The organism is Leisingera sp. XS_AS12 (assembly GCF_041224635.1).
Classification (GTDB): Bacteria; Pseudomonadota; Alphaproteobacteria; order Rhodobacterales; family Rhodobacteraceae; genus Leisingera.
In genome coordinates, this window is the sequence record NZ_JBGFGM010000079.1 from 112,813 (window position 1) to 130,340 (window position 17,528).

Annotated in this window: 16 protein-coding genes; 5 read left to right on the plus strand and 11 right to left on the minus strand. The window is 65.6% G+C overall.

What is annotated here, in order from left to right:
• Positions 1–10: 10 nt before the first annotated feature.
• Positions 11–1,342 carry an NAD(P)/FAD-dependent oxidoreductase gene (locus AB9K35_RS07105; protein WP_369925059.1) on the plus strand — a complete coding sequence of 444 codons (1,332 nt, stop codon included), beginning with the start codon at positions 11–13 and terminating at the stop codon, positions 1,340–1,342.
• On the opposite strand, the gene AB9K35_RS07110 is transcribed toward AB9K35_RS07105, so the two are convergent.
• Positions 1,318–2,868: a diguanylate cyclase gene (locus tag AB9K35_RS07110; protein ID WP_369925060.1), complete on the minus strand. Its 1,551-nt coding sequence runs from the start codon at positions 2,866–2,868 to the stop codon at positions 1,318–1,320. The genes AB9K35_RS07105 and AB9K35_RS07110 overlap by 25 nt on opposite strands.
• Before the next feature lie 112 nt (positions 2,869–2,980).
• Positions 2,981–3,922 (minus strand): MBL fold metallo-hydrolase, encoded by a 942-nt coding sequence (locus tag AB9K35_RS07115; RefSeq protein WP_369925061.1) that lies wholly within the window; start codon positions 3,920–3,922, stop codon positions 2,981–2,983.
• Between the two features lie 282 nt (positions 3,923–4,204).
• On the opposite strand from AB9K35_RS07115, the gene gltX reads away from it, so the two are divergent.
• Positions 4,205–5,530, plus strand: a complete 1,326-nt coding sequence (gene gltX, locus AB9K35_RS07120; protein WP_369925062.1) for a glutamate--tRNA ligase — start codon at positions 4,205–4,207, stop codon at positions 5,528–5,530.
• A 200-nt stretch (positions 5,531–5,730) separates the two neighbouring features.
• Here gltX and AB9K35_RS07125 read toward each other — a convergent pair whose 3' ends face one another.
• Together AB9K35_RS07125 and AB9K35_RS07130 are read right to left on the minus strand one after the other, a co-directional pair.
• Positions 5,731–6,924: a DUF2254 domain-containing protein gene (locus tag AB9K35_RS07125; protein WP_369925063.1), complete on the minus strand. Its 1,194-nt coding sequence runs from the start codon at positions 6,922–6,924 to the stop codon at positions 5,731–5,733.
• Positions 6,921–7,493: a gamma-glutamylcyclotransferase family protein gene (locus AB9K35_RS07130; protein ID WP_369925064.1), complete on the minus strand. Its 573-nt coding sequence runs from the start codon at positions 7,491–7,493 to the stop codon at positions 6,921–6,923. Before AB9K35_RS07130 ends, AB9K35_RS07125 begins: the two co-directional genes overlap by 4 nt.
• Before the next feature lie 98 nt (positions 7,494–7,591).
• Between AB9K35_RS07130 and AB9K35_RS07135 the strand changes: the two genes are divergently transcribed.
• Positions 7,592–8,041 carry an Rrf2 family transcriptional regulator gene (locus AB9K35_RS07135; RefSeq protein ID WP_369925065.1) on the plus strand — a complete coding sequence of 150 codons (450 nt, stop codon included), beginning with the start codon at positions 7,592–7,594 and terminating at the stop codon, positions 8,039–8,041.
• A 27-nt stretch (positions 8,042–8,068) separates the two neighbouring features.
• On the opposite strand, the gene AB9K35_RS07140 is transcribed toward AB9K35_RS07135, so the two are convergent.
• Together AB9K35_RS07140 and AB9K35_RS07145 are read right to left on the minus strand one after the other, a co-directional pair.
• Positions 8,069–10,594 (minus strand): ABC transporter permease, encoded by a 2,526-nt coding sequence (locus AB9K35_RS07140; protein WP_369925066.1) that lies wholly within the window; start codon positions 10,592–10,594, stop codon positions 8,069–8,071.
• A complete protein-coding gene (locus AB9K35_RS07145) occupies positions 10,591–11,295 on the minus strand; it encodes an ABC transporter ATP-binding protein (protein ID WP_369925067.1) in 705 nt (234 codons plus the stop codon). Before AB9K35_RS07145 ends, AB9K35_RS07140 begins: the two co-directional genes overlap by 4 nt.
• Before the next feature lie 49 nt (positions 11,296–11,344).
• On the opposite strand from AB9K35_RS07145, the gene AB9K35_RS07150 reads away from it, so the two are divergent.
• Positions 11,345–11,986 (plus strand): arylesterase, encoded by a 642-nt coding sequence (locus tag AB9K35_RS07150; RefSeq protein ID WP_369925068.1) that lies wholly within the window; start codon positions 11,345–11,347, stop codon positions 11,984–11,986.
• A gap of 60 nt (positions 11,987–12,046) precedes the next feature.
• Here the strand turns inward: AB9K35_RS07150 and AB9K35_RS07155 are convergent, their stop codons facing one another.
• On the minus strand, positions 12,047–12,256 hold the full coding sequence (locus tag AB9K35_RS07155; protein WP_222456450.1) for a cold-shock protein: 210 nt from the start codon (positions 12,254–12,256) through the stop codon (positions 12,047–12,049).
• Positions 12,257–12,483: 227 nt separating this feature from the next.
• Entirely contained in the window at positions 12,484–13,050 is a 567-nt protein-coding gene (locus AB9K35_RS07160; protein ID WP_222456451.1) for a L,D-transpeptidase, read from the minus strand.
• Between the two features lie 205 nt (positions 13,051–13,255).
• Between AB9K35_RS07160 and trxC the strand changes: the two genes are divergently transcribed.
• Positions 13,256–13,681 (plus strand): thioredoxin TrxC, encoded by a 426-nt coding sequence (trxC, locus tag AB9K35_RS07165; protein ID WP_369925069.1) that lies wholly within the window; start codon positions 13,256–13,258, stop codon positions 13,679–13,681.
• A gap of 143 nt (positions 13,682–13,824) precedes the next feature.
• On the opposite strand, the gene AB9K35_RS07170 is transcribed toward trxC, so the two are convergent.
• From AB9K35_RS07170 to AB9K35_RS07180, 3 genes are all read right to left on the minus strand, one after another.
• Complete coding sequence (locus AB9K35_RS07170; protein WP_369925070.1) at positions 13,825–14,046, minus strand: hypothetical protein; 222 nt, start codon at positions 14,044–14,046, stop codon at positions 13,825–13,827.
• Between the two features lie 260 nt (positions 14,047–14,306).
• Positions 14,307–15,962: an energy-dependent translational throttle protein EttA gene (ettA, locus tag AB9K35_RS07175; protein WP_222456454.1), complete on the minus strand. Its 1,656-nt coding sequence runs from the start codon at positions 15,960–15,962 to the stop codon at positions 14,307–14,309.
• Positions 15,963–16,095: 133 nt separating this feature from the next.
• On the minus strand, positions 16,096–17,430 hold the full coding sequence (locus AB9K35_RS07180) for a P-loop NTPase fold protein (RefSeq protein ID WP_369925071.1): 1,335 nt from the start codon (positions 17,428–17,430) through the stop codon (positions 16,096–16,098).
• Positions 17,431–17,528 lie beyond the last annotated feature (98 nt).

Consider the following 17,528-nt stretch of genomic DNA (forward strand, 5'->3'; position numbering starts at 1 on the left):
AGATGCCTTCATGCCCGGACCCCGACTGCCCCATTTCCAATCTGATCTGGCCCTGCCAAAATCTGTCGACGCCGTGGTGATCGGCGGTGGCATCATCGGTGCGGCCACCGCGCTGGAACTGGTAGAGCGCGGCCATTCGGTGCTGCTGTGCGAAAAGGGGCAGATTGCCGGAGAGCAAAGCTCGCGCAACTGGGGGTGGGTGCGGATCTCCTGTCGCGACCCGCGGGAAATCCCGCTGATGGCGCGGGCGCTGACCCTGTGGGAGGGGCTGAACGAACGCACCGGGCGAGATACCGGATATCACCGCTCGGGCATCCTGTTCACGGCCGAAAGCGCCAAGAAGGAAGCCCGGCTGGAGCGTTGGCTGCGCAACCTGGACGGTTTGGGGCAGCAGGCGCATATGGTGCGCGGCACCTCGCTTGCAGCCTTGGTGCCGGGGCATCCGGCCAGGGTCCGGGCCGGGCTCTACACGCCGCTGGACGGGCGGGCGGAACCGCAGTTCGCGACCCATGCCATCGCCGCGGCGGCGCAGGCGGCCGGTGCCAAGGTGATGACCGAATGCGCCGTGCGCAGCGTCGAGACCTCCGCCGGTCGCATCAGCGGGGTGATGACGGAACGCGGCCGCGTGGCCTGTTCGGCGGTGGTGGTGGCGGGCGGCGCCTGGTCGCGGCTGTTTCTGGGCAATGCCGGCATCGACCTGCCGCAGCTCAAGGTGCTCAGCTCGGTGCTGCGGACCTCGGCGGTGCAGGGCGGACCAGGGCCGGCGCTTTATACCGACAAGCTGGGGCTGCGCAAACGGACCGATGGGGGCTACACCATTGCCGACGCGCATGAAAACGTCGTGGACCTGGTGCCGGACAGTTTCCGGCTGGGCTGGAAATTCCTGCCCAGCTTGCGGCAGGAATGGCGCAGCCTGCGGTTCCGCCTGTCGCACCGCTGGCGCGAGGAGGCCGCGCAGGAGCGCCGCTGGCAGCCACATCAGACCACCCCGTTCGAACGCTGCCGGGTGCTGGATCCGGCCCCGTCGCAAACGGCCTTGAAACGCGGCTGGGCGGCGGCGCAGGCGGATTTCCCGGTTCTGCGCAGCGCTGATGTGGTGCAAAGCTGGGCCGGGATGATCGACGTCACCCCCGACGCTATCCCGGTGATCTCGCAGGCCGATGATCTGCCGGGGCTGTTTGTTGCCACCGGGTTTTCCGGCCATGGTTTCGGCATCGGCCCGGCGGCGGGCCAGCTGGCCGCGGATCTGGTCACCGGGGATGCCCCGGTTGTCGATCCGCATCCGTTCCGGCTGTCGCGGTTTTCCGACGGTACGCGCTACGGCCCGCAGCCCGGCTGCTGAGCACTGCAGTCGGCGGCGTCGCGTATGCAGTTGCGCCCGCCCGCCTTGGCGGCATAGACCGCCCGGTCGGCGGCGTTCAGCAGATCCTGCGGCGTGCTGCCATCCTCGGGGAAGCTGGCAACGCCCACCGACACGGTGACCCGCGGCAGCGTGCCTGCCCCGTAGCGCAGCCTCAGACTCTCGATCGCCTGCCGCAATGCCTCCGCCGCGTGCAAGGCCTGCTCCTTGTCGGTGTCGGGCAGAAAGACCGAGAACTCCTCTCCGCCGAAGCGGCTGCAGATCTCGCCATGGGTGAACAACCCATGCAGCCCGTCGCCAATGGCCCGCAAGACGGTATCACCGGCATCGTGGCCATGGTTGTCGTTGAACAGCTTGAAGCGGTCGACATCAAAGCTGAGCACTGCAGCCTGTCCCATCTGCCGTTCTGCCATCATCAAACCACCGCGCAGGGCATTCAGCAGGTGGCGTCGATTGTACAGACCGGTCAGCGGATCGCGGGTGGACTGGTCGTGCAATTCGTCGCGCAGTTTCACGTTCGCAATCGCCAGCGAAATATGCTCGCAGCATTGCAGGGCCAGCCGGTGACTGGCGTCGCGGCGCTCGGCGCTGTCATCGGGAGCGAACTTGACGTGTAGCAGCCCCACCGTGTTGCCATGGGCGACGATCGGCACGCAGCCGTATTCCTCTGGCGTCTGGGGCAGTCTCTGATCCTGGACATGCGCGCAGGCAAAGGAGATCCGGTCCTGACGGTATCGGTACTGTCGCCCGCGCCGCAGCGACCAGCAGCTGTCCGGCAGGATATGGTCGCGCATGGGGGTGCTGCCCCAGCTGCACACCCCGTCCAGAACATCGCGGGAATTGGCGTAGATATAGATTTCCCCGGCCGAGCCGGGCAGGATCTGGGCCATGAAGGTGGCGGTGATCTTGTACAGCTCTTCCAGCGACTTGCAGCTTTGCAACCACTCGTCCAGCTCCGACAGCAGCCGGGCTTCCTTGCGCCAGGCCTGTTCCGCCGCCAGTGCCCGCAAGGCCGTCAATTCAGCCTCCTCGGCCTTCTGCTTGGCCTTCGTCAGCTCCTCCGCATCGCGGCGATACTGGGTGACGTCCGTGTAGCTGGTGACATGGCCGCCGTCGGGCAGGCGGCGTGTCTCGATCGACAGGATGCGCCCGGATGCCATGCGGCGATCGGCGCTGAAGCGATCCTTGCCCGAGTGGAAATCGATCCGGGCCTGGGCTGCGCTGGCCGCGGTGACGTCCCCGCGTGCCACCGCCGCGGTGAAGAAGTCCTCCCGCGACAACCCGATGCGCAGGTCAGTCTCGTGCAATTCCAGCACCTCCAGCACGCGCTGGTTGAACAATTCGCAGCGGCCATCCGCGGACCAGACAACAATGCCTTGCGACAGCCGGTCAACAATATCGCGAAAGCGGTCCAGCGAGGGCTGGACCGGGTCGGCGACATGCCGTGGCGCGTCCGGCGCAGAGGCGCCGGATGTCTGTCGTTGGGTGAAGGTCGATTGATCGTTCACGGGCAACCCTGGGCTAACTGGCATTCAGTCGCCTCAAGGTAGCAAAGGCGGGTGTGTCCTTTCTAAATGGCGCCCGGCGATCTGCTTGAAATTTGACTCAAGCGGTAGGAGTCTACCCCATCAGTTGATAGCTGACCGGCACATAGCGGAACCCGTCACCGCGGGTTTCGACGAAACCGGCGGCGGGGAAGGGCATGTGGTAGCCAATCATCGGCACCCGATCCGCGGCCAGCATGCGCAACACCTGCCGCCGCGACTGGGTGGCGGCGGGTTTGTCGGCGTCAAAGCTCACCGCCCAGTCCGGATGCGCAAAGCTCCAGACATAGTGGTTGGCCAGGTCCGCGGTCAGCATCAGTTGCCGCCCGCCGCTGTCCAGCATGAAGCACATGTGCCCGGGCGTGTGGCCGTGGCTTGCCACGGCAGTGATGCCAGAGGCGACCCGGGCACCATCCTCGATGAAGGTGGTGCGTTCCGTCAGTGGCGTGACATTCTGCGCCACGAGATCGCCGACGCGGTGGCCGGGGTCCATCGCCGACCAGAAATTGTACTCGGTCGCCCCCATGACGTATCGCGCATTGGGGAAGGTCGGCGCGCCATCCGTCATCAGCCCGCCGATATGGTCGGGATGCATGTGGGTAATCACCACCACGTCGATGGCCTCGGGTGTCACCCCCGCGGCTGCCAGGGCGCGCGGCAGCCCCCCCTGGCCGAGGCCGGTGTCAAACAGCACCAGCTCGCCGTCAGTTTCCACCAGCGTGGGCGTGAAATAGAATTGTGCGGCCTCAGACGAGATGAAGTTCTCCTCGGACACCTTGCGGAACTCCTCTTCGCTGACATTGCCGCCAAAAATCTCCTTCGGGCCTTCGCGCAGGGCCGTGGCGTCCAGCAACGTGGTGACCGGCATCTCTCCCAGGGTGAAGGTGCGCGCGATCGGCATTGCGGCACCGGCGTCGTCTTGCGGCTCCGAACCCGCCAGGACAGGTGTTGCGGCACCGGCGAGGGGGAGGGTGGCCGCGCCGGTCAGAGCCGCGCGCCGGGTCATTGAGACAGTCATGGCAGGTCCTCTCTTGTGGGTCGATCGGGCCTATCCTAGGCCAGTTACCGTGCAATTCTTCAAACATTCGCGTGAACGGCGCGGCGGATGCGCCTCCGACGCCGGTCCCGGATTGTGATGCGTTCCGGCAAAAACGGGTGCGGCCGCCTCCGGTTGCATGCGGTCATCCTGACGGGCGGCGCACCACAGCCTGCCTGCGCTTCTGCGGTGCGGGGGGTGCCTTGCGTGAAACTGGACAATTGCCTGCCCATGTGACAAGCCAGCGGCAACAGGAGACATGTGATGACCACCACCCGTTTTGCCCCGTCGCCGACCGGCTATATCCACGTCGGCAACCTGCGCACCGCGCTGATGAACTACCTGATCGCCCGCAAGGCGGGCGGCACCTTCATCCTGCGCATCGACGACACCGACCCCGAGCGGTCGAAGGAAGAATACGTCGATGCCATCAAGGAAGACCTGGAATGGCTGGGTCTGACCTGGGACAAGGTGGAGCGCCAGTCCGAACGGCTGGATCGCTACCATGAGGCCGCGGATCGCCTGCGCCAGATCGGCCGCTTCTACGAGGCGTTCGAGACCCCGACCGAACTCGACCTGAAGCGCAAGAAGCAGCTCAACATGGGCAAGCCGCCGGTCTATGACCGCGCCGCCTTGACCCTCTCCGACGACGAGAAGGCCGCCCTGCGCGCCGAGCGCGGCGACGGCGTCTGGCGCTTCAAGCTCGACCACGAACGGATCGAATGGACCGACGGCATCCTCGGCGATATCTCGATCGATGCGGCCTCGGTCTCCGACCCGGTGCTGATCCGGGGCGACGGGCAGTTCCTGTACACGCTGGCGTCGGTCGTCGATGACACCGAGATGGGCGTGACCAACGTGGTGCGTGGCTCGGACCACGTGACCAACACCGCCACCCAGATCCAGATCATCGAGGCGCTCGGCGGCACCGTGCCGTCCTTTGCGCACCACTCGCTGCTGACCGGCCCGCAGGGCGAGGCGCTGTCCAAGCGTCTGGGCACCCTGGCGCTGCGCGACCTGCGCGAGGCGGGTGTGCAGCCGATGGCGCTGTTGTCGCTGATGGCGCGGCTGGGGTCGTCCGATCCGGTCGAGCTGCGCTCGGACATGGCCGAGCTGATCGAGGGCTTTGACATCACCCGCTTCGGCGCTGCGCCGACCAAGTTCGACGTCGAGGATCTCTACCCGCTGACCGCCCGCTACCTGCAGTCGCTGCCGCTCGAGGCGGTGCAGTCCCACGTGGACGCGCTGGGCGTGCCGGCAGAGAAACAGGCGGCCTTCTGGGACATGGCCAAGGAAAACATCACCACGCTGAAGGACCTGGCAGGCTGGTGGGAGCTGTGCCGCGACGGCGCCGAGCCGCTGGTGGCCGATGAGGACAAGGAGTTCATCGCCGAGGCCATGGCGATGCTGCCCGAGGGCCCCTATGACGCCGACAGCTGGGGCAAGTGGACGGCTGAGGTCAAGGCCGTGACCGGTCGCAAGGGCAAGGGTCTGTTCATGCCGCTGCGCAAGGCGGTGACCGGCATGGAGCGCGGCCCCGACATGTCGGCGCTGCTGGCGCTGATGGAAAAGGTCCGCGCCCGCGGCTGAACTCCCAAAGCCATCAAGAGACACAGGGGCGGTGCCAGCAGGCGCCGCCCTTTTTCGTGCCGCTGAATGGTGTTGCGGAGAACTCCCGCCCGCCGCAGCTGCATCAGGGATGCCGCCGCTGCAGTTGGGCCGGGCGCATGAATTTCATGCGCGCAAACGGGCGGGAGCGTCTCGCAGCAGCTGCGGGGTGTGGCCGTGGGTCAGCCCCAACGGCCGTCGTGCACCTCCTCGCACATCTTTCTGGCGGCCTTGGCCATTGCCGGGTTGGGATGGCTGGCCAGCGCGTCCAGTGACTTTTCCATCCAGCGCATCACCGAGGGCGAGTCGCTGCCGCAGCGGGCGATTGGCGGGAAGGCGCAGTGCAGCAGATGCCCGGCGGTGACCGGCGGCACGCTGACATGGGGATAGGTCGGCTTGCGGGTGTCGCTGGTCTCATCCGCGGGCATGTTCTCCCACAGCAGCCGCTCCAGTCGGCCCATCACCTCCACCGCAGTGCCGGGATCGTTGACGCCGGGCGACAATGCGCGTTGCGCGGTTTCCGCCAGCAGCAGCAGGCCGAATGACGGATCCTGGTCGAAACTGCGCACGTCGCCGATGTCGATGGCAGCCGAGGCGGCCTTGCAGAACTCATTGTCGCCACCGGTTGCCCAGGCCACGGGCTGGCCGCGCAGGATGTAGTCCCCCGCTGCCCGGGTCAGGGTGATCTCGACCCCGGCGTCCTTTGCCAGCTCGTTCAGCCGCGCGAGGCCGATGAAGCGGACAAACCCGCTTTTGGCGGCGGGGATCTCGACCGCGTCTTCCGGTCTTTCCGCATCTTCGGCGCAACGCCCGCCGAGGCAGGGCTTGTCCAGCCGGTCGCGCAGGCTGTCGCGGGTGCGGCGCTCGATCAGGCGCAGGGTGTGGTCCATGCTGCCGAGGCTCGACAGGTGATCGATCCAGCGCAGGATGGCGCCGACGATCAGCACCACCACGATGACGGTCAGGCCAAAGACCACCAGCGCGCCCTCCGGCGTGAAATAGCGCGCGCGGAACAGGATCACCGCGGTGAGCGAATAGATGAAGCCGCTGACGAAGGTCGCCAGCACCCGGTGGGTAACCGTGTCCTCCAGCAGCAGCCGGTAGACCCGCGGCGTCGCCATCGAGGCGGCGGTGCGGTAGGCGCTGACCATGACGTTGAGCGAAAAGGTGGTCACCGCCAGCATGCCCGAGGCGAGGATCGTCAGCACCGGCAGCACCGCCTCGCGGCCGAAATCCTCGCTGACGCTGCCGGGCAGCAGCGGTTTTGCCAGGGGGGCAAGGAGCAGCGCCAGCAGCGACACCAGCGAAATCACGACAACCCTGAACCAGAGCTGCCGGGCAATCCGGCCCATGTGCAAAAGCGCCTTTTCGATCATGCCTCCAACGCTATCCGCCGGGCGCCGGTCCTGTCGACCAGTTTGTCGAACAGGGCCCGCTCTGCCGCGGCGATCGGCTGGTGGCGCGGATAGCGCGGCGCGGCGCGGTCGTCCAGAATGGGCGCATCCCAGCCGTCGGTGGTGGCGATGAACCCTTGCACGCCGGCCTCGCCGAACTGGTGCAGATAGCCCTGCAGCACCACGTCCAGGTAGCTGAGCAGGATAGGGTGTTTCTGCGCCGCCTTGCGGTGGTGCGCGGCGGGCACCGCGTAGACCGACACGTCCGGCGCGCCGTCCAGATCATGGGTCACCCGGTCGGCGGCCGCCAGGCGTTCATAGGCGAATTCGCGCGCGTCCAGCGCCGCCCAGTCGGCCCCCGGCACCTCTGCGATCAGCCCGTCGATCTCGCTGGCGTCGCAGGGCACCGCCGACAGAATCGCAACGTCGCTCAGGTCGGTATGGACCCAGGCCCGCCGCCAGCCCCGCAGCCGCGCCGTCCGCGCGCCGCCATAGCTGTGCGTTGCGGTGTTCACCAGGCTGCCATAGCCAAAGAAATAGGGGGCCGTCATGCACTGTGCCTTTCTGCGCCTTGTCTGATTGATGTATGTCAAACCGGTTTTTGCGCCCCTATGCAATAACCGATGCAGCACAGCTGCGGGAGCCACCCATGCGCATCACCAAAAGGACCAACATCGCCGTCAGGCTGCTGATGTATTGCGCCGCCCATGCGGAGCGGCTGGTCACCAAGGCCGAAATCGCAGAGTGCTGCAATATCTCGGAGAACCACCTGGCGCAGGTCATCAATCAGCTCAGCCAGCTGGGCTATCTCAGCACCCAGCGTGGCCGCAACGGCGGGATGAACCTGGCGCGACCGCCCGCGAGGATCCGCATCGGGGATGTGTTTCGCGACGTGGAGGGCAATCTGCCGATGGTCGAATGCTTCGCCGATGCCGACAACACCTGCCCGCTGACGGATGCCTGCCGACTGAAGACAGCCCTGGCCGATGCGGCGCAGGCGTTTTATGCGTCGCTCGATGACATCTCGCTGGCGGCGCTGGTCTGTGACAACCATGACCTGCTGCGGATTCTGCAACCGATGGCCTGCAGCGCCCGGTGACGGGGAAGCGCCCAATTCCGCCTGGGCCTATTCGCGGGCGCGCAGGATGCGGGCGGGTTTCGCCGCCAGTGGGCGCAGCGCAAAGATCAGCCCGGCCAGCAGCGTTGTCAGCACCCCGCCGGAAATCACCAGGATCGCGTTGGGCCAGATCACCGCATAGGAGGTCTCGAACACATAGGCGTTGATCGCCCAGGCGCCGCCGATCCCCGCCGCCAGCGCCACCAGCCCGGCCGCCGCGCCCAGAAGGGCAGAGCGCAGCGCAAAGCTGGCCAGGATCTGCCGCCGCGGCGCGCCCAGCGTCTTCAGCAGGGCCGCCTCGTAGCGCCGCGCAGGCTCACCCGCGGCGGCGGTCCCCAGCAGCACCAGAAAGCCGGTCAGCAGCGTCGCCGCCGCGCCATAGGCGGTGGCGGCGGCCAGCTGTTTCAGGATGTCGGCAACCCGGTCAAGCGCGTCGCGCACCCGGATCGCGGTGATATTGGGCATCTCGCGGGCCAGATCGCGCAGGATGGCGGCCTCGGCCTGTTCCTCGGCATAGACGGTGGCGATGAAACTGTGCGGCGCGCCCGCCAGCGCGGCCTCGTTCAGCACCATCACAAAGCCCATGCCCGCGGTCGAGAAGTCGACATTGCGCAGGCTGGTGATAGTGCCGGTGATGTCGCGGCCCAGGATGTTCAGCGTCAGCGTGTCGCCAAGGCTCAGCCCCAACTCCTCGGCCTCTTCGGCGGCAAAGCTGATCTGCGGCGGCCCGCTGTAGTCCTCGGGCCACCATGTGCCGGCGGTGACGGTGGTGTTCGCGGGCTGGGCCGCGGCATAGGTGATGCCGCGGTCGCCGCGCACCACCCAGTGATCGCCGGCAACCTCGGTTGCGGGCTGGCCGTTGATCCGGGTCAGCACGCCGCGCAGCATCGGCGCGTTTTCCACCCGCGTCACCGCGGGGTCATTCTCGACCCGCTTCAGAAAGCCGGGCATCTGTTCGCGCTGGATGTCGACAAAGAAATAGCTGGGCGCCACGTCGGGCAGGTTGCCTGCGATGGCGCGGCGCATGTTGCCGTCGATCTGGCCGATTGCCGCCAGCACCGTCAGCCCCAGCCCCAGCGCCAGCACTGCGGGCACCGCGCCGTCGCGCGCGCTGCCGATCGAGGACAGCGCCCATCGCAGTGCCGGGAGGCCGCGCGCTGGCTGGGCGCCGCGCCGCGCCAGGTAGCCGATGCCAAGCGCTGCGATCAGCAGCACCACCAGCGCCCCCATCAGCCCGCCCGCGGTCCACAGCGTCAGCTGCGCCGAGCCGCTGAACCAGGCCGCCAGCCCGACCAGCAGCCCCAGCGCCAGCGCGGTCGCCAGCAGGTAGCGCGGCGCGGGCAGCCGGGTGCGGCTGGCAAAGGCATCGCGGAACAGCGAGGCCGCGCGGATCCGCTCGGCCCGTGCCAGCGGCCACAGGGCAAAGACAAAGGCGGTCAGCAGGCCATAGAGTGCAGCCTCGGCCAGCGCCGAAGGGTAGATCGAAAACACCGCCGGGAACGGCAGCTGGGCGGCGATCAGCGGCCCCAGCAGGACAGGCCCCAGCCCGCCCAGCCCCAGCCCGATGGCAATGCCGAGCAGCGCCAGCGCGCCGATCTGCAGGAAGTAGGTCAGAAAGATCACCTGCCGCTCGGCGCCGAGGGTCCGCAGGGTGGCGATGGTGCCGGTCTTGGTCGCAAGATAGGCGCGCACCGCCGCCGAGACCCCGACGCCGCCCACGGCCAGCCCGGACAGGCCGACCAGCACCAGGAACGCACCCAGGCGCTCCACGAAATTGGTGATCCCCGGCGCGCCGTTGCGCGCATCGCGCCAGCGCAGGCCGGTGCTTTCAAACCGCGCCTCGGCATCCGCCTGCAACGCGTCCAGATCATGCCCAGCGGGCAGGTCCATGCGGTACTTGGTGTCAAACAGCGTGCCCGGCTGCAGCAGGCCGGACGCGTCCAGATCGGCCGTCCGCACCATCGTGCGCGGTCCCAGCTCAAAGCCGGAGGCGGCGGCATCCGGCTCCAGCGCGATCAGCGCCGTCAGCCGGAACTCCTGCGTGCCAAGGCGGAAGCTGTCGCCCGGCGCCAACCCCAGCCGGTCGGCCAACACCCGGTCCATCACCGCGCCGGGCAGACCCGCTGCGCCGTCCAGCGCCGCCGCCAGCGGCATCGGCGGGGTCAGCTGCATCTCGCCCTTCAGCGGATAGAGGTCATCCACCGCCTTCACCTGCGTCAGCCCGCGTTCCTCGCCCACCACGGCCATGGAGCGGAACTCGGCAATCTCGGAATAGCGCACGGCGTTCTGCTCCAGCCAGGCGCGCTCGTCCTCGGTGGCGAACCGATAGGTGAAGTTCAGCTCGGCATCGCCGCCCAGAATGGTGGCGCCCTCGCGCGACAGGCCGGTCTCGATCGACGCGCGGATCGAGCCGATGGCGGCAATCACCGCCACCCCCAGCGCAAGGCAGGCCAGAAAGATACGGAACCCCTTCAGCCCGCCGCGCAGCTCACGCAGGGCAAAGCGCCAGGCAAGGCGCAGGCTGGCAGCGCTCATTCCGCCGCCTCGCGCGCGGCGGCCTCGTCGATGCGCCCGTCGCGCAGCCGCACCACCCGGTCGCAGCGCGCCGCCAGTTCCGGCGCATGGGTGACCATCACCAGCGTCGCGCCGTAGCGGTCGCGCAGCCCGAACAGCAGGTCCATCACCGCCGCGCCGTTGGCCTCGTCGAGGTTGCCGGTGGGCTCATCCGCCAGAAGGATCGCCGGTCGCGGCGCCAGGGCCCGCGCCAATGCGACACGCTGCTGCTCGCCGCCCGACATCTGCGCCGGGAAATGGTCCGCCCGGTGGCCGAGTCCCACGGCCTCCAGCTCAGCCCGCGCGCGCTCAAAGGCGTCGCGCTCGCCCGCCAGCTCCAGCGGGGTGGCGACGTTTTCCAGCGCCGTCATCGTCGGGATCAGGTGAAAGCTCTGGAACACCACGCCCATGTTGTTGCGGCGGAACCGCGCCAGCGCGTCCTCGTCCATCGCGGTCAGATCCTGCCCCAGCGCGCGGATCTGGCCGCCGGTGGCCTGCTCCAGCCCACCCATCAGCATCAGGAGCGACGATTTGCCGGAACCGGACGGGCCGACCAGCCCCAGCGTCTCCCCCGGTTTGACCTCCAGCGATATCCCATGCAGGATTTCCACCGGGCCGGTATTGCTATTCAGCGTCAAACACGCATCTAACAGATGGAGAACGGGGCTGTTGGTGTCTGTCATCGGGCCTGCCTGTTTGAAACCATCTATCGGATATGGAGTTTCTGCGGCGATGCGCAAGATACTGGCACTGTTATGTTTGATGCTGTTGTCCGGGGCCGCGTCGGCGGAGGCGCTGCGGATCACCGTTTTCGGCGACAGCCTGGTGCAGGGCTACGGGCTGCCGCAGGGCCAGGGGCTGGTGCCGCAGCTGGAGCGCTGGCTGAACGAGAACGGCGCCGAGGTGCAGCTGCAGAATGCGGGCGTGTCGGGCGACACCACCGCGGGCGGCGCGGCGCGGGTCGCGTGGACGCTCTCGGACAAGCCCGACGGGCTGATTGTCCTGCTGGGCGGCAACGACATGCTGCGCGGCCTGCCGCCGGCCGAGACCCGCGCCAATCTGGCCAGCATTCTGCAGGCGGCCAGCGACAGCGGTATCGAAACCCTGCTGGTCGGCATGGTCGCGCCGGGCAACTACGGGCCGGACTACAAGGCGGAGTTCGATTCGAATTACCCGGATCTGGCCCACCGGTTCGATACGCTGCTGCACCCTGACGCGTTTGCGGGCATTGCCGACAAGGTGGGGGGCGACATCGCGGCGGCGCAGGTCTATTTCCAGCCCGACGGCATCCATCCCAACGAGGAAGGCGTGGCGCTGAACGTGGCGGCGCTGGGGCCTGCCGCGCTTGAGCTGGTGGCGCGGATCCGAAACTGAAAACAGCCCCGTCGGGCGGGGCTGTCGAATGTCTGTTCTGGTGCCGTCAGGGCGGGCCGGTCAGGACACCAGCGCCAGATCCACTGCGGATTCACGGCCGTCACGTCCTTCGCGCAGCTCGTAGCTCACTTTCTGATTGTCAGCCAGGCCGGTCAGGCCAGAGCGTTCAACCGCGGAAATGTGGACAAAGATGTCCTTGCCGCCATCATCGGGTGCAATAAAGCCGTAGCCTTTGGTGGTGTTGAACCATTTGACGGTGCCAGTGGCCATCGTCTGTACTCCTAAGTCGTCTCAATTCTCTGCCCGCGCATGCGGCAGCTCGGCAATGTTTGCAAATGCTCATGACCATGCCTGTGGGGTACAGTGATGCCAGTTGCGTAACGTCGCCATGACACAATTGAGGATGACAGCCCCTTCGTGCAAGAAAAATACGGAGGCTCAGGCACAAACCGGCGCAAACCAGCACACTTGCGGCCGCCCGAAGGCGCCTGACCGGCCTACAGAACCGTGACGACGGTCCCCAGCGGCACCCGGTTGTACAGGTCCACGACGTGCTCGTTCAGCATGCGGATGCACCCGTTGGAAACGGAATGGCCGATCGTCTGCGGCTGGTTGGTGCCGTGAATGCGGAAATAGGTGTCCACCCCGTTCTGATAGAGATACAGCGCCCGTGCTCCCAGCGGATTGTCCGGGCCGCCGGGCTGGATGTAGTCGTTGTCCACGAATTTCGCGTAGGCGCGCGGGTCGCGCTCGATCATCTCGGGGGTGGGGCGCCAGCTGGGCCATTCGCGCTTGCGCTCGATGACCGCCTGGCCGGTGAATTCCAGCCCGGCCTTGCCGACGCCGACGCCATAGCGGATCGCCTTGCGCGGAGCGGTCACGAAATACAGGTAGTAGGAGCGGGGCAGCACCAGGATCTGGCCCGGTTCGAACTGCTTCTTGATCCGCACCTCCTGCGGCACAGGGTCGAATGGCTCCGGGTCGCGGGTGCGGGCAAGCGCGGGCAGGGGAAGCAGCGCGGTGGCGGCAGCGGCGGTGGTCAGCAAGTCGCGGCGAGAAAGCATGGTGAGGGTCCAGATCTTTTGTTGCCTGTGGCGAGTATCTTCCGGTGCCGGACGACATGGGTCAACCACCCCTCTCCGAGCCGGATGCAGACCTGATGCCTCTCTGCCACCCGCGGCGTGGCGGCCGGTTGCCCGTGGCAAAGCCTCTTTCGGGGGCGGCCGTGGGGGCGTATGTCTGCGGCAGATGACCGACGGAGGAGCTGCCATGGGTGCCAAGACGCTGACCTGCCTGAGCTGCGCGCAATTGAATCGCCTGCCCGCGGACAAACCCGCCGCCGCGGCGAAGTGCGGCACTTGCGGCGCGGCGCTGCTGCCGCGCGGGCCGGTGGACGTGGACCCGGCCGTGCTGCAGAAGGCGATCCGCCACGACGAGCTGCCCTTGCTGGTGGATTTCTGGGCACCCTGGTGTGGCCCTTGTCGCGCGATGGCGCCTGAATTTGCCAAGGCGGCAAAGACGCTGGCGGGCCAGGCCCGGCTGGTCAAGCTGAACACGCAGGATCACCAGTCCACCGGTGCCCGCTACCGGGTGCGCGGCATTCCCACTTTGGTTGCCTTTGCACGGGGCAAGGAACAGAAGCGCCAGTCCGGGGCGCTGCGGCAGGGGCAGATTCTGGCGTGGTTCCGGGGGTAACGCCCCAATGTGGGATTCCAAGGATCGCCGGACGGTTTGGCGCTCCACAGGTCAGGCAGGGTAATTGCAGATACGGGGCAGGGACTGCCGGGCGGCGATAACAATCACCGCAGCCGCCGCGACAGAAGCGATGCGGCAGGAGGTCAGGCCGGGGCGATTTCACCTTGGGGGGCAAAGCGGCGCGGGGCCGGCCCGCCGGGGGTGTTCCGCAGCAGCAGCACAGCAATCACGAGCAGGGTAACGACCGTGCCGGTCGCCGGATACATCAGCAGGCTCAGCCACAAGGGCATCCCGGCAGCGGTATAGCCGAGAACCGTGGCGAAGATCCCCGCGACCATTCCGATTATGATGCCTGCCCAAGCCATGATGCCTCCTGTTCACTGCACTGGCCGGGTCAGCATAACCCGGCGTCCGGTAGTGATCTCAAGGAAATCTTGCGCGAGATTTGGTTCAAATTTGGTTAATTTTGTGAATTGTGCCGCTGTCTGGTCGACCGGCGGTCGGCGGATGCCCGCCCCCTGGCCTGAAAAAAACGTCAGCGGCTGGTGCCCCCCGGCTGCGTGAACAAAAAGGGAAGCCGCAAAGAAAGATGCGGCCCGCGAGGGGCCGCATCGACAGGCTTGGGTCAGCGCACGAACTTCTTGTGCTTCAGACGCTTGGGCTCCAGTGCGTCGGGACCGAGGCGGCGCTTCTTGTCCTCCTCGTAGTCCTCGAAGTTGCCCTCGAACCATTCGACATGGGCATCGCCCTCGAAGGCCAGGATGTGGGTACAGATCCGGTCGAGGAAGAAGCGGTCGTGCGAGATCACCACGGCGCAGCCGGCGAAATCGACCAGCGCGTCTTCCAGTGCGCGCAGGGTCTCGACGTCGAGGTCGTTGGTCGGTTCGTCGAGCAGCAGCACGTTGCCGCCTTCCTTCAGCAGCCGCGCCATGTGGACGCGGTTGCGCTCACCGCCGGACAGCAGCGACAGCTTCTTCTGCTGGTCGCCGCCCTTGAAGTTGAAGGACGAGCAATAGGCGCGGGAGTTCACCTGCGCGTCACCCAGTTCGATGATCTCGGCACCGCCGGAGATCGCCTCCCACACGGTGTCATTGTCGTTCAGATCGTCACGCGACTGGTCGACGTAGGACAGCTTCACGGTGTCGCCGTACTCAACAGTACCCTCGTCGGGCTGCTCCTGGCCGGTCAGCATCTTGAACAGGGTCGATTTACCGGCGCCGTTGGGGCCGATCACGCCCACGATGCCGCCCGGCGGCAGCGAGAAGGACAGGTTCTCGATCAGCTGCTTGTCGCCATAGTGCTTGGACAGGCCGTTCACCTCGATCACCTTGGAGCCGAGGCGCGGGCCGTTCGGGATCACGATCTGGGCGCGGCCGACCTTTTCGCGCTCGGACTGGCTGGCCAGCTCGTTGTAGGCCTGAATACGGGCCTTGGATTTCGCCTGGCGGGCTTTCTGGCCTTGGCGCATCCACTCCAGCTCGCGTTCCAGCGTCTTCTGCTTGGCCTTGTCCTCGCGGGCTTCCTGTTCCAGCCGCTTGGCCTTCTGCTCCAGCCAGCTGGAGTAGTTGCCCTCGTAGGGGATGCCGCGGCCGCGGTCGAGCTCGAGGATCCAGCCGGTGATGTCATCCAGGAAGTAACGGTCGTGGGTTACACACAGGATGGTGCCCTTGTAGTCGATCAGGTGCTGCTGCAGCCAGGCGATGGTTTCCGCATCGAGGTGGTTGGTCGGTTCGTCGAGCAGCAGCATGTCGGGCGCTTCGAGCAGCAGTTTGCACAGCGCCACGCGGCGGCGCTCACCACCCGACAGGTTGGCGGGCATCGCATCATCCGGCGGGCAGCGCAGCGCTTCCATCGACACGTCCACCTGGCTGTCCAGGTCCCAGAGGTTCTGGGCGTCGATCTCGTCCTGCAGCTTGGCCATCTCCTCGGCGGTCTCGTCCGAGTAGTTCATCGCCAGCTCGTTGTAGCGGTCGAGGATGTCCTTCTTGGCCTGCACGCCCAGCATGACGTTTTCGCGCACGGTCAGGTTTTCATCCAGCTGCGGCTCCTGTGGCAGGTAGCCGACCTTGGCGCCCTCGGCGGCCCAGGCCTCGCCGGTGTAGTCCTTGTCGAGACCGGCCATGATCTTCATCAGGGTCGACTTACCGGCGCCGTTGACGCCGACGACACCGATCTTCACGCCGGGCAGGAAGGACAGGTGAATGTTTTCAAAGCATTTCTTGCCACCGGGGTAGGTCTTGGAGACCCCCTGCATGTGGTAGACGTACTGGTAGGAAGCCATGTGATCGCTCCGTTAAGGGGGAAATTCGCTGGCGGGAGTGATAGCGGATGGGCGACGGCGGGGCAATGCGGGAAGCATGCTCCGGGGAGGGGGTGCCACGCGGGCACCAGTTGCGGCACCTTCAACAGGGTAATCAACCGGCGTCGGGAAGTACAAACGCGTCCATTCTTTCAGCGATCATATTTGGAATAATGCGGGATCGGTTTGACTGGGCAAATAACCTATCAGCACGACCGCTAATTTTGATCTGTAGTGAACTGGGGGGATTGGGTTTTGTTGCTCGCCAAGCTGCACGTGCATCAAAGAACGGGCCATCAGCTTCCTCCCTTGTTTCAAGAAGAAAAAGCGGCTCCACATCCGAGTAGTCTAGATCGCCCCGTCTAGCTTTCTCTATCAGGTTCGGCGCGGTCACCTCCATGATGATTAGCCCGGCAAAAACGTGCCTTTCACCCGACGTCTCGATCCCGCCCGTCGGAACAACCTGAAGCAGGCAGGCTAATTTTTCTACATCCCGCAAGCTGATCATGAGATGGTGGTTTGACATAATCAGGTAATCTCGGACGAAGGTGCGCGGCCAGTCATTGGGGAGGCCAATTAAGTCGCCAATATTATCGAAGTGCTTAGAGTAAGCTGCTTGGTCGCCAAGGCCTACTTTCGGACCTTGCAAGCGGACGGCAAGCGACACAAATTTTTGAAGGTACTTTGCTGCGTTTATTGCGCTCCCATATCGCGCCCGTACTGAGTTCTGCAGTTCTTTCAGGTTCGCCCCCAAAACAAAATGCACGCCGTCTACGTTAAAGAAGTGCTTGATGATCTCCAGTATTGACAGCGCGTAGTCTGGGCGACATCGATCTAGTTCGTCGATAACGACAACCAGTTTTCTTTGTGGCTCCCCGTTCTCATTTGGATCCGTCAATTCTTGCAGCGCAGCGCGGAACTGTCCCATCGCAGCACACTTACCCGCTTCTCGCTTCCAGTATTGCTCAGCCGCGCGTTCTGCTTCTTTCCAACTGGATAGTATTGCGGCATCAGCTACAGTCCCGACCATTTCAGAGGCGCCAGACGTGGCTATTGCAGCTGCCACTCTGACCGAGGGCATTGCTACTTTGGACAACATTTTCTTACCCTTGCGGATAAAGCGAGAGGTCTTCGATCCGGGTGGCAGCTGGTCACAGATTGTTTGTGTTAGCGCAACAAGTGGATCGGTTAGGTAGTCATGCTGGAACGCGTCGAAATAGACGGTCTGGGTGGTGTACCCATGTCGTTTCAGATGCTCCCCAACCCAGCATTTCAGAAAAAACGATTTACCTGAGCCCCAGGCTCCGTCCAGCGCTATAACCAGCGGGTCGTCGATGGTTTCTACCAGATTCGACAGTTTATCACCGGTCTGTTTGCGCCCCAGTTGATCATGTTTTGCAAATCCATCCTTGTAGAGGTCAATCCTCGGTTCCGGCACGGTCAGGCGCATTGCTCGCTCCAAGTCTATCAATCAATGCGTGTATCGAACTCTGGTCCGGCGAGGAAGGCAAGGTGCTGCAACTGGTACTGTCCTGTGCGCAGCACGGG